This window comes from Kosakonia sp. Marseille-Q7440, assembly GCF_965119485.1.
In genome coordinates, this window is sequence record NZ_CBCPLT010000002.1 from 1,337,209 (window position 1) to 1,351,912 (window position 14,704).

General features: G+C 57.3%; 14 protein-coding genes and 2 pseudogenes. 12 read left to right on the forward strand and 4 right to left on the reverse strand.

Features of this window, described 5'->3' with window-relative positions; all coding sequences use genetic code 11:
* Window positions 1-72 precede the first annotated feature (72 nt).
* The gene (gene glnB, locus ACWPW2_RS20175; RefSeq protein WP_023481188.1) at window positions 73-411 is read left to right on the forward strand and encodes a nitrogen regulatory protein P-II; all 339 of its coding nucleotides are present in this window, start codon (window positions 73-75) and stop codon (window positions 409-411) included.
* A 37-nt stretch (window positions 412-448) separates the two neighbouring features.
* Here the strand turns inward: glnB and hmpA are convergent, their stop codons facing one another.
* Window positions 449-1,639, reverse strand: coding sequence for an NO-inducible flavohemoprotein (gene hmpA / locus ACWPW2_RS20180; RefSeq protein ID WP_454124969.1), 1,191 nt, complete (start codon window positions 1,637-1,639; stop codon window positions 449-451).
* Window positions 1,640-1,956: 317 nt separating this feature from the next.
* On the opposite strand from hmpA, the gene glyA reads away from it, so the two are divergent.
* Both glyA and ACWPW2_RS20190 read left to right on the forward strand, forming a co-directional pair.
* Entirely contained in the window at window positions 1,957-3,210 is a 1,254-nt protein-coding gene (gene glyA, locus ACWPW2_RS20185) for a serine hydroxymethyltransferase (protein ID WP_270222293.1), read from the forward strand.
* A 186-nt stretch (window positions 3,211-3,396) separates the two neighbouring features.
* Complete coding sequence (locus ACWPW2_RS20190; protein ID WP_454124971.1) at window positions 3,397-4,551, forward strand: 3-phenylpropionate MFS transporter; 1,155 nt, start codon at window positions 3,397-3,399, stop codon at window positions 4,549-4,551.
* Here ACWPW2_RS20190 and csiE read toward each other — a convergent pair.
* Window positions 4,541-5,812 (reverse strand): annotated as a pseudogene (csiE, locus tag ACWPW2_RS20195) (stationary phase inducible protein CsiE); the annotation flags it as partial. The gene ACWPW2_RS20190 and the pseudogene csiE sit on opposite strands and share 11 nt — an antisense overlap.
* 138 nt (window positions 5,813-5,950) lie before the next feature.
* On the opposite strand from csiE, the gene ACWPW2_RS20200 reads away from it, so the two are divergent.
* Window positions 5,951-6,589, forward strand: a complete 639-nt coding sequence (locus ACWPW2_RS20200) for a DUF1007 family protein (protein ID WP_454124973.1) — start codon at window positions 5,951-5,953, stop codon at window positions 6,587-6,589.
* Window positions 6,580-7,560, forward strand: a complete 981-nt coding sequence (locus tag ACWPW2_RS20205; protein ID WP_454124975.1) for a nickel/cobalt transporter — start codon at window positions 6,580-6,582, stop codon at window positions 7,558-7,560. The genes ACWPW2_RS20200 and ACWPW2_RS20205 overlap by 10 nt, the downstream gene beginning before the upstream one ends.
* A gap of 6 nt (window positions 7,561-7,566) precedes the next feature.
* Here ACWPW2_RS20205 and ACWPW2_RS20210 read toward each other — a convergent pair.
* Together ACWPW2_RS20210 and suhB are read right to left on the reverse strand one after the other, a co-directional pair.
* A pseudogene (locus ACWPW2_RS20210) lies at window positions 7,567-7,809 on the reverse strand (hypothetical protein); the annotation flags it as partial.
* A gap of 26 nt (window positions 7,810-7,835) precedes the next feature.
* Complete coding sequence (gene suhB / locus ACWPW2_RS20215; protein ID WP_023481152.1) at window positions 7,836-8,639, reverse strand: inositol-1-monophosphatase; 804 nt, start codon at window positions 8,637-8,639, stop codon at window positions 7,836-7,838.
* Window positions 8,640-8,756: 117 nt separating this feature from the next.
* On the opposite strand from suhB, the gene trmJ reads away from it, so the two are divergent.
* The 7 genes from trmJ (at window position 8,757) to hscA (ending at window position 14,704) form a co-directional block, all read left to right on the forward strand.
* Window positions 8,757-9,488: a tRNA (cytosine(32)/uridine(32)-2'-O)-methyltransferase TrmJ gene (gene trmJ, locus ACWPW2_RS20220; protein ID WP_042711559.1), complete on the forward strand. Its 732-nt coding sequence runs from the start codon at window positions 8,757-8,759 to the stop codon at window positions 9,486-9,488.
* A gap of 176 nt (window positions 9,489-9,664) precedes the next feature.
* Complete coding sequence (gene iscR, locus ACWPW2_RS20225) at window positions 9,665-10,156, forward strand: Fe-S cluster assembly transcriptional regulator IscR (RefSeq protein ID WP_023481145.1); 492 nt, start codon at window positions 9,665-9,667, stop codon at window positions 10,154-10,156.
* Window positions 10,157-10,275: 119 nt separating this feature from the next.
* Window positions 10,276-11,490 (forward strand): cysteine desulfurase, encoded by a 1,215-nt coding sequence (gene iscS, locus ACWPW2_RS20230; protein WP_023481252.1) that lies wholly within the window; start codon window positions 10,276-10,278, stop codon window positions 11,488-11,490.
* 30 nt (window positions 11,491-11,520) lie between these two features.
* Window positions 11,521-11,907 carry a Fe-S cluster assembly scaffold IscU gene (iscU, locus tag ACWPW2_RS20235; RefSeq protein WP_023481244.1) on the forward strand — a complete coding sequence of 129 codons (387 nt, stop codon included), beginning with the start codon at window positions 11,521-11,523 and terminating at the stop codon, window positions 11,905-11,907.
* A gap of 17 nt (window positions 11,908-11,924) precedes the next feature.
* Window positions 11,925-12,248: an iron-sulfur cluster assembly protein IscA gene (gene iscA, locus ACWPW2_RS20240; RefSeq protein WP_023481184.1), complete on the forward strand. Its 324-nt coding sequence runs from the start codon at window positions 11,925-11,927 to the stop codon at window positions 12,246-12,248.
* A 72-nt stretch (window positions 12,249-12,320) separates the two neighbouring features.
* Window positions 12,321-12,836 (forward strand): co-chaperone HscB, encoded by a 516-nt coding sequence (gene hscB, locus ACWPW2_RS20245; RefSeq protein ID WP_454124979.1) that lies wholly within the window; start codon window positions 12,321-12,323, stop codon window positions 12,834-12,836.
* A 17-nt stretch (window positions 12,837-12,853) separates the two neighbouring features.
* A complete protein-coding gene (gene hscA, locus ACWPW2_RS20250) occupies window positions 12,854-14,704 on the forward strand; it encodes a Fe-S protein assembly chaperone HscA (RefSeq protein WP_054803487.1) in 1,851 nt (616 codons plus the stop codon).

The window sequence follows — 14,704 nt, forward strand, 5'->3', positions numbered from 1 at the left end:
GCGAAATGATTATGGTACTGTGAGCAACCGATTACGATGCAGCAGACTGGCAAGAGCGTGTAAGGAACGACCATGAAAAAGATTGATGCGATTATTAAACCTTTCAAACTGGATGATGTGCGTGAAGCGCTGGCTGAAGTCGGCATCACCGGGATGACGGTAACGGAAGTGAAGGGTTTTGGTCGCCAGAAAGGCCACACCGAACTCTACCGTGGCGCAGAGTATATGGTGGATTTTCTGCCGAAGGTGAAGATTGAGATCGTGGTGGGCGACGACATTGTCGACACCTGCGTCGATACCATTATCCGTACCGCGCAGACCGGTAAAATCGGCGACGGCAAAATCTTCGTCTTTGACGTCGCGCGCGTGGTACGTATTCGTACCGGTGAAGAAGACGACGCCGCCATCTGATTTTTCGCCCTCACCGCGCACGGTGAGGGCATCTTGCTTACAGCACCTTGTGCGGGCCGAAGCACTCATAGTGAATGCGATCGCTTCCCACACCAAGCGTCACCAGCTGTTTTGCCGCAAACTGCATAAACGCCACCGGCCCGCAGAGATAAAACTGCATCTCCCCGTCGCTCAGCCGATCTTTCATCTCCGTAAGCGCCATCAGCCCGGTGCTGTTAAACAGCTCGGCCTGCTCATCCGCTGCGTTTGGCTGGCGATACCAGACATGCTGATAAAAGTGCGGCAGGTTGGCACCCAGCTCGCTTACCTCATCGGTAAAGGCATGCACATCGCCGTTTTCCGCTGCATGGAACCAGTTAACCTGCGCGCGGTGATGTCTGTACGCCAGATGATGCAGCATCGCCAGCATCGGCGTCTGACCCACGCCTGCGGAGATAAGCGATACCGGTGTCCGCGGCTTCACATCCAGGAAGAAATCACCGGCCGGCGCAGCAAGATAAACAATATCGCCAGGCTTCGCTTCATCATGCAGCCAGTTTGAGACCTGACCGCCCTCTTCGCGTTTCACCGCAATACGGTAGCTTTTGCCGTTTGGCTCGCGGGTGAGAGAGTACTGGCGGATCTCCTGATGGGGAAAGCCTTCCGGCTTCAGCCACACGGCAAGGTACTGACCCGGACGGTAATCGGCGACCGGCTGGCCGTCGACCGGCTCGAACTCAAAACTGGTGATCAGCGCGCTGCGCGGCACTCGCTCCACCAGGCGGAACGCGCGTGTCCCTTCCCAGCCGCCTTTTTTATCGGCGTGCTCGCGGTAAATCTCCGCTTCACGATTGATAAACACGCCCGCCAGCACACCATAAGCTTCGCCCCACGCATCCAGCACCTCTTGCCCCGGCTGGAACATCTCATCAATGGTCGCCAGCAGGTGTTCGCCGACGATGTCATATTGCTGCGGCTGGATCTGGAAGCTGGTGTGCTTCTGGGCAATTTTTTCAACGGCGGGGAGCAGGGCGGCGAGATTATCAATATTCGCGGCGTAAGCGGCAATGGCGTTAAACAGCGCTTCACGCTGATCGCCGTTGCGCTGATTGCTCATATTGAAAATCTCTTTCAACTCGGGGTTGTGTTGAAACATCCGATCGTAGAAGTGAGCGGTCAGTTTCGGCCCGGTTGCGGCGAGTAGCGGGAGGGTGGATTTAACGGTGGCGATGGTCTGAGCGTCGAGCATAATGGCATCCTTCTGAACATACATATTTAAAGTTGTATTTTAAATGCATCTTAAGGCCGCGAGCATTAGCTTGTAAAGGGCGTAATGAAAGAGGGGTTATCGAACGTGAAGAAGTTGCATCACAAAGCTGAAAAGAAATCCCTTTCCCGACCGAAGCCCGTTATTGCTCAAAGCCTTGTGCGACGGGCAGCCAATCGTTTGCGCAAAAACCTTTGTCAAGACCTGTTCTCAGAATATTAATCAGTTATACTGTCAGCCGTCCCCGAAATCGGGCCCTCATTGAGAGTTGTTTTTGTTAGCTGAGTCAGGAGATGCGGATGTTAAAGCGTGAAATGAACATTGCCGATTATGATGCCGAATTGTGGCAGGCTATGGAGCAGGAGAAAGTACGTCAGGAAGAGCACATTGAACTGATCGCCTCCGAAAACTACACCAGCCCGCGCGTTATGCAGGCGCAGGGATCTCAGCTGACGAACAAATATGCCGAGGGTTACCCGGGCAAGCGTTACTACGGCGGCTGTGAATATGTCGATATCGTTGAACAGCTGGCGATCGACCGCGCGAAAGAGCTGTTTGGCGCAGATTACGCCAACGTTCAGCCGCACTCTGGCTCACAGGCTAACTTCGCCGTCTACACCACGCTGCTGGAGCCGGGCGATACCGTGCTCGGTATGAACCTGGCGCACGGCGGCCACCTGACTCACGGCTCTCCGGTTAACTTCTCCGGCAAACTCTACAACATCGTCCCTTACGGCATCGATGAAACGGGCCACATTGATTACAACGAACTCAATGAGCAGGCGCAAAAACATAAGCCGAAAATGATCATCGGCGGCTTCTCTGCTTACTCCGGCGTGGTTGACTGGGCCAAAATGCGTGAAATCGCTGACAGCATCGGCGCGTACCTGTTTGTCGATATGGCCCACGTTGCCGGTCTGATTGCCGCAGGCGTCTACCCGAACCCGGTTCCGCATGCGCACGTTGTTACCACCACCACCCACAAAACCCTGGCGGGTCCGCGCGGCGGCCTGATCCTGGCGAAGGGCGGCAGCGAAGATCTGTACAAAAAACTGAACTCTGCCGTCTTCCCTGGCGGCCAGGGCGGCCCGCTGATGCACGTTATCGCTGGTAAAGCGGTGGCGCTGAAAGAGGCGATGGAGCCGGAGTTCAAAACCTACCAGCAGCAGGTTGCGAAAAACGCCAAAGCGATGGTGGAAGTGTTCCTTGCGCGCGGCTACAACGTGGTTTCTGGCGGTACCGATAACCACCTCTTCCTGCTGGATCTGGTTGATAAAAACCTGACCGGTAAAGAAGCGGACGCTGCGCTGGGCCGTGCCAACATCACCGTTAACAAAAACAGCGTGCCGAACGATCCGAAGAGCCCGTTTGTCACCTCCGGTATCCGCGTCGGTACGCCGGCTGTGACCCGTCGCGGCTTCAAAGAAGCGGAAGTTAAAGAGCTGGCAGGCTGGATGTGTGACGTGCTGGACAGCATCAACGACGAAGCTGTGATTGAGCGCACAAAACAAAAAGTGCTGGATATCTGCGCCCGTTTCCCGGTTTACGCATAAGTTTCCGACATCAAACAAGCCCGCTTCCTGTGAAGCGGGCTTTTTTTTGCCTGCTCGCCAGCGATGCATTCTGCCCGGCGCGTTTTAATGTTGCAAAACCTGCGCTTAGGCAAATTTGTTACCTGATTGTTGCTTGCCAGGCCAGGCGTTTGCCGCCAGACTAACGCTTCGATTCAGGAGGAAATCATGGTTCTGCAGTCAACGCGCTGGCTGGCGCTCGCTTATTTCACCTACTTTTTCAGTTACGGCATCTTCTTACCCTTCTGGGGCGTGTGGCTCAAAGGCGTCGGGTTAACCCCGGAAATCATCGGTATGCTGCTTGGCGCCGGTCTCGTTGCCCGTTTTCTCGGTAGCCTGTTGATTGCCCCGCGCGTAAGCGACCCCTCCCGATTAATTACCGCCCTGCGCGTGCTGGCGCTGGCTACGCTTATCTTTGCGATGGCCTTCTACGCCGGAAGCCATGTCGCCTGGCTGGCGGTGGTGATTGTCGGCTTTAACCTCTTCTTCTCGCCGCTGGTGCCGCTGACGGATGCGCTGGCGGGCACGTGGCAAAAACAGTTTCCGATGGATTATGGCCGCGTCAGGGTGTGGGGATCGATCGCCTTCGTGATTGGCTCGGCGCTGACCGGCAAACTGGTCAGCCTTTATGACTACCGGGCGATTCTGGTGATGTTGTCGCTCGGTACCGCCTCAATGCTGCTTGGTATGCTGCTGCGCCCGACGATCCTGCCACAGGGTGAAAACCGCCAGCAGGATGGCGCAGGCTGGCCCGCCTGGCGCACGTTGATTGTGCAGAACTGGCGCTTTCTCGCCTGCGTTTCGTTGTTACAGGGCGCGCACGCGGCCTATTACGGCTTCAGCGCCATCTACTGGCAGTCGGTAGGCTACTCCGCCTCAACGGTGGGCTATTTATGGTCACTGGGCGTGGTGGCGGAAGTGGTGATTTTTACGCTCAGCAACCGTCTGTTCCGCCGCTTCAGCGCGCGCGATCTGCTGCTGCTCTCCGCGGTTTGCGGGCTGGTTCGCTGGAGTTTGATGGGCTGGACCATTGCGCTGCCGTGGCTGGTTGTCGCGCAAATCCTGCACTGCGGCACCTTCACCGTTTGCCACCTGGCGGCAATGCGCTACATCTCCGCCCGGCAGGGGAGTGAGGTGATCCGGCTCCAGGCGGTTTACTCCGCCGTGGCGATGGGCGGAAGTATTGCCCTGATGACGATGATCGCTGGTTTCCTCTTCGAACATCTGCATCAGGGGCTGTTCTTTATTATGGCGTTGCTGGCATTGCCAGCGCTGATCCTGCGTCCAACGGTCGCCGCGCAGAAGGGGAGCCCTCAAGCATAATGCGAATATGCTCCTGCTGCTGGTCGCTCAGCAGCCCGTCGGTGTGGATCAGCGGCGCGGAGAAGAGCGGCAGCGGCGTGGTGTAAGGGGTGATGATTAGCGTCACATCTTTCGGCGCGCCCTCTTCGCGGAAGCTCTCCAGCGGCAAGTAACGAATGGTGAGCGGCAGCAGCGTTAACTCGCGCAGCTGCTGCTCAATCTCCTGCTCTCTGGCGCTATCGTCGCCAGTAATCAGCACCAATTGCTTCTCATGTAGATCGCTCTCCTGCATCAGCCAGGCCCCAAAAATCACCGCAACCAGTCCCGCTTCCTCATCGCTAAAGCGCAGCCCATACTCCGTTTCCAGTCCCTCTAACGCCGTGCGCGTGGTGCGCATCAGGCGCGGGTAGAGCTGATTAATCTCTGCTGGCAATGTGTTATCGATGCCGATACCGAACAAACTGCGATCCAGCGCCTGGGCGAGGTGAATATAGAGCTGATTGGTCAGCCCCTGCTCGTCGCTGAAATGCATACCGGAAAGCTGATGGAAGTGGGCAATCATCTGGCTGATGGCCAGGCGCAGGCGGTGATCCTGCTGATGATCGTCGTTGCCCGGATCGGGCGTGCGCACCAGCATAAACAGCAGGGTTAAAAAGAGGTGCTCATTCTCATGGGCGGTGGCGGCAACGCGGCGCTGCCAGTGGCGGACAATATCCTGCGCCACCAGATACTCGGCGCGCATCTGCGCCCATGCTTGCTGAACAGGGTTAAACTCCGGCGAATGGCCGCTATGATGCTGCAACAGGCAGTACTGCAAATAGAGGCCCAAAAACTGGCGATCGCGACACTCAAACGAGCGTTTCAGGCGGCGCGAGCAGAGGTTGATCAACGCGTGCAGATTAATATCGTCATAGAGTGTGCGCGCAATGCCCTGCTGTTTAAGTGCCGTTTTTAAAGCGGGCGTAAAGTGTTCAGTAATGAATTGCGGGCAGAGGCGCAGGGCGCGGCGCAGCCAGTGCAGCAGGCACAGGCGCTGATCGAGCGGCGTGCCTTCGATGCGGTAACCGCCATTACCGTAAGGCACGATGGAAAGCCGGTGGTAAAGTTGGATCTCGCTTTGCGTCTCCGCGATATCCTGCAGGGCTACGGTATCATCCACGCCATTAATGGCGCTGATGTTTTTCATGGTGATACCTTGTCCCGGCAGGGCAAGCAGCAGTAGCACCTGGCAGCGACGCTGCGGGCTGGAGAGCACAGATGGTGGGGTCAGCGTCATGGTCATCTGTCAGGGTCCAGTTAGGGTTGGGAAAAAGGGCTATTTGATAAGCGTAGTTAAAGGTATCTTGAGCGACAGCGCAGCCGCCGCATTTTCGACCAGGAATGCCGGGGAGCATCACAGAATTTTTTACGTGAGGAAGAGATGCAATCAGTTAAACAGTGGGTATTGGGGCTTTTTCTCGCGCTTTTATCGTTTTCTCTTATGGCGCACCCGCACAGCTTTATCGTGATCAAGACGCAACTGGTTGGCGAAAACGGCCAGTTTACCGGCCTGAAAATGCGCTGGACGATGGATGAGATCACCTCCGCCGACCTGCTCTATGACGCCGGTAACGCAAAGCCCGGCGAGGAGATCTGGAAAAAGCTGGCGGCGGAAGTGATGGCAAACGTGCTCGGCCAACACTACTTCACCGAAATGTGGCACAACGGGCAGAAGGTAAAGTTCCTCAACCGCCCGAGCGAGTATAGCCTCGCGCGTGAGGCGCACCAGGCGGTGCTGACCTTTGTGCTGCCGCTGGCGGAGCCGCAGCCGCTGAAGGGGCAGAAATACACTTTCTCGACCTTCGATCCGACCTATTACGTGGATATGCGCTACGACAAAGAGAGCGATGTCACGCTGCCCGCAGCGCTGCAATCGAGCTGTAAAACCACGCTACATACACCGAAACCCGGCGAAGAGGTGCTGAGCTATGCGCAGTCGCTGGATAAGACCGACGCCCCGGAGGAGGATATGGAACTGGGTAAACAGTTTGCTCAAACGGTGACGCTGCTATGTCAGTAATCAGCCAACAGATGGCGCGCAAACGGCGCGTATTGCAGTGGTGGCCGCTGCTGCTGTTTATGGTGATTGCCGTGCTCGGCGCACTCTGGCTCTGGCAGGCGTGGCCGCAGGTGGTGATGAGAAGCGCGCTCTGGCAGCGCGAAGTGAATATACAGATGAGCACGCTGCTGAAAGCGGTGGCCGAAAACCCGACCAAAGCGGGCGGCACGCTGTTGCTGTTCAGCTTCGTCTATGGCGTGCTGCATGCGCTGGGGCCAGGCCATGGCAAAGTGGTGATCACCACCTGGCTTGCGACCCATCCCTCAAAATTAAAACCCGCTATCGGCCTGACGCTGGCATCGTCTCTGCTACAGGGGCTGGTGGCGATTTTACTGGTGGTTGTGGTGCTGAGCCTGCTGGCGCTGCCCGCCCGGCAGTTGCACCTTAGCGGTTACTGGCTGGAGAAGGGGAGTTATCTGCTGGTCGGCGTGCTGGGGCTGCTGCTCTGCTGGCGCGCGCTTAAGCGCCTGCGTCAGCTGCTGCATGTGCCGAAGTTTCGCGCCTTTACGCCACATCATGTTCATCACGACAACTGCGGATGTGGTCATCAGCATCTGCCGACGCAGACGCAGCTGCAAAACGGCGGCGACTGGCGCGCACGGCTGGTGATTGTGCTGTCGATGGGTATGCGGCCCTGTTCCGGCGCCATTATGGTGCTGCTGTTCAGTAAAGTGATTGGCGTTTTCGCCTGGGGTGTGGCCTCTGCGCTGGCGATGGCTGCCGGAACCTCGCTGACCATCAGCGGGCTGGCGTTGCTGGTACACGGTTTTCGCCAGTTGGCGGTGAAAATAAGCGGTAAACGCGCGCCGGTGCTATGGCGGCAAATCGGCTGGACGACGCTGGCGTTAGCGGGTGGCGTGGTGCTGGTTAGTGCGGCAGTGGTGATGTGGATGAGCGCATTACCGCCGGGCGGCGGATTACGCCCCTTTTAATCCAGGCTAAGGTGCGGCTTTTGTTGCCGGATGGCGGCGCAAGGCCTTATCCGGCCTACATGTTGCGGGGTGCGGCTTTTGTTGCCGGATGGCGGCGCAAGGCCTTATCCGGCCTACGTGTTGCGGGGTGCTGCTTTTGTTGCCGGATGGCGGCGTAAACGCCTTATCCGGCCTACGAATGGCGGGGTGTTGCTGTAATGCTGCGGGTTCTGCTTTTGTAGGCCTGATAAGCGTAGCGCCATCAGGCAATTCACAAAACCCTGCCTGCGAGAGGATTAACGCTTCAGCGCGTCGCTCAGCTCTTCACGCATATTTGCCAGCATCGCTTTCACCACGCGCGGGTTACCGGCGACGAGGTTACCGGTCATCATATAGTTATGACCGCCGGTGAAATCGCACACCAGACCGCCCGCTTCGCGAACCAGCAGTTCACCCGCGGCGAAATCCCATGGCTTCAGGCCAATCTCAAAGAAACCATCAACGCGACCGGCGGCAACATAGGCCAGATCCAGCGCGGCAGAACCGGTGCGGCGGAAGTCCGCGCATTCGGTAAAGAGTTTGCCAATGATGTTGATATAGGTAGTTGCGTGCTGCTTCGCCTTGAACGGGAAGCCGGTCGCCAGAATGGTGCCGTCCAGATCGCGAGCGGTGCTGCCGCGCAGACGGTAACCGTTGAGCTGTGCGCCCTGGCCACGAGTTGCAGTGAAGAGTTCGTTACGCATCGGATCGTAAACGACCGCAACTTCTGTGCGACCTTTAATACGAACGGCGATAGATACCGCGAAGTGCGGCAGGCGTTTGATGAAGTTAGTAGTGCCATCCAGAGGATCGATAACCCATTGTACATCCGGGTCGGTGCCTTCGTGCTCGCCACTCTCTTCGGTGATGATGGTGTGTTGCGGGTAAGATTTGCGGATGGTGTCGATAATTACCGCTTCAGCAGCTTTATCAACGTTGGTCACGAAATCATTGCTGCCTTTCTGGCTGGTCTCTACGGTGTCAGGTGTTTCGTAGTTTTTGGCAATTAAATTACCCGCCTTGCGCGCAGCACGCACGGCGATATTCAGCATCGGATGCATCGATATCTCTCACTGGATGTTAAAGAACGGAAAACGGCGCGTATCATACCAGCGAATTCGAATTATGTCTCAGCTTTATGATAGTATCCGGCAATATTCTTTAGCCGTAGAAAACCTATGCTGCAAAATATTCGTATTGTCTTAGTTGAAACCTCCCATACCGGCAACATGGGCTCCGTTGCCCGTGCCATGAAAACCATGGGCTTAACCAATCTCTGGCTGGTTAACCCGCTGGTCAAACCCGATTCACAGGCTATCGCGCTGGCCGCAGGTGCCAGCGATGTGATCGGCAATGCGCAGATCGTCGACACCTTAGATGAAGCCTTAGCCGGTTGTAGCCTGGTGGTTGGCACCAGCGCGCGTTCACGCACGCTGCCGTGGCCGATGCTCGATCCGCGCGAATGCGGTCTGAAGAGCATCGGTGAAGCGGAACACGCACCGGTAGCGTTAGTGTTTGGCCGCGAGCGCGTTGGGCTGACCAATGAAGAGTTGCAGAAGTGCCACTATCACGTGGCGATTGCTGCCAACCCGGAGTACAGCTCGCTGAACCTGGCGATGGCGGTACAGGTCATCGCCTATGAAGTGCGCATGGCGTGGCTGGCAAAGCAGGAGAGCGATGCGCCGACCGCAGAGCAGGAAGAGACGCCTTACCCGCTGGTCGACGATCTCGAGCGCTTCTACGGTCACCTGGAGCAGACGCTGCTCTCCACCGGTTTTATCCGTGAAAGCCACCCCGGCCAGGTGATGAATAAACTGCGCCGCCTCTTCACTCGCGCTCGTCCGGAGAGCCAGGAATTGAACATCCTGCGCGGCATTCTGGCGTCGATTGAGCAGAAGCAAAAAGGGTAATTCAGGCGACAAACCCTGTCCTGGCGGGCGATTAAGCGAAGCGGCGAATACTTGACTAAAACAGTCAACTAAATAGTTGACCATTTTAGTCAGGAATGTCAGACTTGCGTCTGCTATGCAACGTTAACATTTTAATAATAAACCCCGGGCAGGGGCGAGTTTGAGGCTTGTAAGACATGAGACTGACATCTAAAGGGCGTTATGCCGTGACCGCAATGCTGGACGTTGCGCTCAACTCCGAATCGGGCCCGGTGCCGTTGGCTGATATTTCCGAGCGTCAGGGAATTTCCCTCTCCTACCTGGAGCAGCTTTTTTCCCGCCTGCGTAAAAACGGCCTGGTTTCCAGCGTACGTGGTCCCGGCGGTGGTTATCTGCTGGGCAAAGATGCGAACAGCATCGCCGTCGGCGAAGTGATTAGCGCCGTTGACGAATCTGTCGATGCGACCCGTTGCCAGGGTAAAGGTGGCTGCCAGGGCGGCGATAAGTGCCTGACCCACGCGCTGTGGCGCGATCTGAGCGATCGCCTGACCGGTTTCCTGAACAACATCACCCTCGGTGAGCTGGTGAATAATCAGGAAATCCTCGACGTCTCTGACCGTCAGCACAGCAACGAATCCCATCGTAACACCCGTGGCCAGGACGCGATCGACGTTAAGCTGCGCGCATAATAATTAAACTGAATTCAGAATCGGGCCAGGGCATCGACTGATGCCCTGTTAACACGGTCGTACATCCAGCCGGTTGCCTGATTCCTTGCATTAGAGCGATGTACGGAGTTTAAAGAGCAATGAAATTACCGATCTATCTCGACTACTCCGCAACCACGCCGGTGGATCCGCGTGTTGCCGAGAAAATGATGCAGTTTCTCACCCTGGACGGGACCTTTGGTAACCCTGCTTCCCGTTCGCACCGTTTCGGCTGGCAGGCTGAAGAGGCGGTAGATATCGCCCGCAACCAGATTGCTGAACTGGTTGGCGCTGACCCGCGCGAAATCGTCTTCACCTCCGGTGCAACCGAATCCGACAACCTGGCGATTAAAGGCGCTGCCAATTTCTACCAGAAAAAAGGCAAGCACATCATCACCAGCAAAACCGAACACAAAGCCGTGCTGGACACCTGTCGCCAGCTTGAGCGCGAAGGGTTTGAAGTGACTTACCTCGCCCCGCAGCGTAACGGCATTATCGATCTGAAAGAACTCGAAGCGGCGATGCGTGACGACACCATCATCGTCTCTATCATGCACGTGAATAACGAAATCGGCGTGGTGCAGGATATCGCGGCTATCGGCGAAATGTGCCGTGCGCGCGGCATTATCTACCACGTTGACGCCACCCAGAGCGTCGGCAAACTGCCGATCGATCTGAGCCAGCTGAAAGTCGATCTGATGTCCTTCTCCGGCCACAAAATCTACGGCCCGAAAGGTATCGGCGCACTCTACGTACAGCGTAAACCGCGTATCCGTATCGAAGCGCAGATGCACGGCGGCGGTCACGAGCGCGGCATGCGTTCCGGCACTCTGCCTGTTCACCAGATCGTTGGCATGGGCGAAGCTTACCGTATCGCGAAAGAAGAGATGGAGAGCGAAATGGCGCGTCTGCGCGTGCTGCGCAACCGTCTGTGGAACGGCATCAACGATATCGAAGAAGTCTATCTGAACGGCGATCTTGAGCACGGCGCACCGAACATCCTCAACGTCAGCTTTAACTACGTTGAAGGCGAGTCGCTGATCATGGCGCTGAAAGATCTGGCTGTCTCTTCTGGTTCAGCCTGTACCTCTGCAAGCCTGGAACCGTCCTACGTGCTGCGCGCGTTGGGCATGAATGATGAACTGGCACACAGCTCCATCCGTTTCTCTTTAGGGCGTTTCACCACTGAAGAAGAGATTGACTACACCATCGAGCTGGTCCGCAAATCCATCGGCCGTCTGCGCGATCTCTCTCCACTGTGGGAGATGTTCAAGCAGGGCGTGGATCTCGAATCCATCGAATGGGCTCATCATTAATTTTAGGTTGCGCAAACAGGAGAATAAAAAATGGCTTATAGCGAAAAAGTAATCGATCACTACGAAAACCCGCGCAACGTTGGCTCGTTCGACAACGGTGACAACAGCATCGGTAGCGGCATGGTTGGCGCACCGGCGTGTGGCGACGTAATGAAACTGCAGATCAAAGTTAACGATAAAGGCATTATCGAAGACGCGCGTTTCAAAACTTACGGCTGTGGCTCTGCCATCGCGTCCAGCTCGCTGGTCACCGAATGGGTGAAGGGCAAGTCTCTGGACGAAGCGCAGGCGATCAAGAACACCGATATCGCCGAAGAGCTGGAACTGCCGCCGGTTAAAATCCACTGCTCTATCCTGGCAGAAGATGCGATTAAAGCCGCGATTGCGGATTACAAAAGTAAACAAGACGCGAAATAAGGCAGGAGGTTGTTGTCATGTCCATTAGCCTCAGCGACAGTGCCGCCGCGCGAGTAAATGCCTTCCTGGCCAACCGTGGTAAAGGGTTTGGCCTGCGCCTGGGGGTGAGAACCTCCGGTTGTTCTGGTATGGCTTACGTGCTGGAATTTGTCGACGCACCGAACGATGAAGATACGGTGTTCGAAGACAAAGGCGTGAAGGTAGTGGTTGACGGCAAAAGCCTGCAGTTCCTCGACGGCACTCAGCTGGACTTCGTAAAAGAAGGCCTCAACGAAGGGTTTAAGTTCACCAACCCGAACGTGAAAGATGAGTGCGGTTGCGGCGAAAGCTTCCACGTCTAATCGCCTCTGACGATGACCCCACCGCAGTCGCCTGCGCGTGGGGTTTGTTACGATTGCATACCCGGAATTGTTATGGATTACTTCACCCTCTTTGGGTTGCCGGCCCAGTACCCACTCGACACCCAGGCGCTGGCCACGCGTTTCCAGGATCTGCAACGGCAGTTCCACCCCGATCGCTTCGCCAGCCAGCCGCAGTCTGAGCAACTGGCCGCCGTACAGCAATCCGCGACCATCAACCAGGCATGGCAAACCCTGCGCCATCCGCTGATGCGCGCAGAGTATCTGCTCTCGCTGCACGGCTTCGATCTGGCCTCGGAACAGCACACCGTGCGCGACACCGCTTTCCTGATGGAGCAGCTGGAGCTGCGCGAAGAGCTGGATGAGATTGGCCAGGCTGAAGACGCCGCCCGTCTGGAAGCTTTTCAGGCGCGTATCAAAGGCATGTATGACGCCCGTCACCAGCAGATGGTTGAACAACTTGATGCACAAGCGTGGGAGACGGCGGCGGATACCGTGCGTAAACTACGTTTTCTCGATAAACTGCGCAGCTCAACAGAACAACTCGAAGAAAAACTGCTCGGTTTTTAATTTTCTGGAAGCACATCATGGCCTTATTACAAATCAGTGAACCGGGTCTGAGCGCCGCACCGCACCAGCGTCGGCTGGCGGCAGGCATCGACCTCGGGACCACCAACTCGCTGGTGGCGACGGTACGTAGCGGCCAGGCGGAAACGCTGGCCGACAGCGCCGGGCGCCATCTGCTCCCCTCTGTCGTCCACTATCAGGCCGAAAGCCACGTGGTTGGCTTTGATGCGCGCAACAATGCCGCGCTCGATTCGGTCAACACCATCAGCTCGGTAAAACGCCTGATGGGCCGCAGCCTTGCGGATATCCAGGCGCGTTATCCGCACCTGCCGTGGCAGTTCCAGGCGAGCGAAAACGGCCTGCCGATGATTGTCACCCGCGCCGGTCTGGTTAACCCGATCCGCGTCTCCGCCGATATCCTGAAAGCCCTTGCCGCCCGCGCGCAAGAATCGCTGGCAGGCGAGCTGGATGGCGTAGTGATCACCGTGCCTGCCTATTTCGATGACGCTCAGCGCCAGGGCACCAAAGACGCCGCGCGTCTGGCGGGCCTGCACGTGCTGCGCCTGCTGAACGAACCGACGGCGGCGGCGATCGCCTACGGTCTCGACTCCGGTAAAGAGGGCGTTATTGCCGTCTACGATCTCGGCGGCGGCACTTTTGATATCTCGATCCTGCGCCTGAGCCGCGGTGTGTTTGAAGTGCTGGCTACCGGCGGTGATTCGGCTCTCGGCGGCGACGATTTCGACCACCTGCTGGCGGACTTTATCTGCGAGCAGGCGGGCATCTCCGAACGCAGCGACGCCCGTCAGCAGCGCGAACTGCTGGACGCGGCGATTGCTGCCAAAATCGCCCTGAGCGATGCCGACCGCGTGGCGGTCAACGTCGCGGGCTGGCAGGGTGAAATCACCCGCGAACAGTTCGACGCGTTAATCGCGCCGCTGGTAAAACGCACGCTGCTCTCCTGCCGCCGCGCCCTGAAAGATGCGGGCGTTGAAGCTGATGAGGTGCTGGAAGTGGTGATGGTCGGCGGTTCGACCCGCGTGCCGCTGGTGCGCGAACGTGTCGGCGAGTTTTTTGGCCGCACGCCGCTGACCTCCATCGACCCGGATAAAGTGGTCGCCATTGGCGCGGCTATTCAGGCTGATATTCTGGTCGGCAACAAGCCGGACAGCGAAATGCTGCTGCTGGATGTCATTCCGCTGTCGTTAGGGCTGGAGACCATGGGTGGCCTGGTTGAGAAGGTGATCCCGCGTAACACCACCATTCCGGTGGCGCGTGCGCAGGAGTTCACCACCTTCAAAGATGGGCAAACCGCGATGTCGATCCACGTGATGCAGGGCGAGCGTGAACTGGTGAGCGACTGCCGCTCGCTGGCGCGTTTCTCACTGCGCGGCATCCCGGCAATGCCAGCGGGCGGGGCGCATATTCGCGTTACCTTCCAGGTGGATGCCGATGGCCTGCTGAGCGTCACGGCGATGGAAAAATCGACCGGCGTAGAAGCTTCCATCCAGGTGAAACCCTCTTACGGGCTGACCGACGGCGAAATCGCCGACATGATCAAAGACTCCATGAGTTTCGCCGAGCAGGACGTGAAAGCGCGCATGCTGGCGGAGCAGAAAGTGGAAGCCGCGCGCGTGCTGGAGAGTGTCACCAGCGCGATCGCCGCGGATGCCGCGCTGCTAAGCGCCGCAGAGCGGGCGGAGATCGACGAGGCAGTCGCGCAGCTGCGCGCGGTTGCTGAAACCGATGATACCGACGCCATCGAACACGCCATTAAAAATGTAGATAAACAAACCCAGGAATTCGCCGCGCGTCGTATGGACCAGTCCGTACGCAGCGCATTAAAAGGCCATTCCGTCGACGAGGTTTAA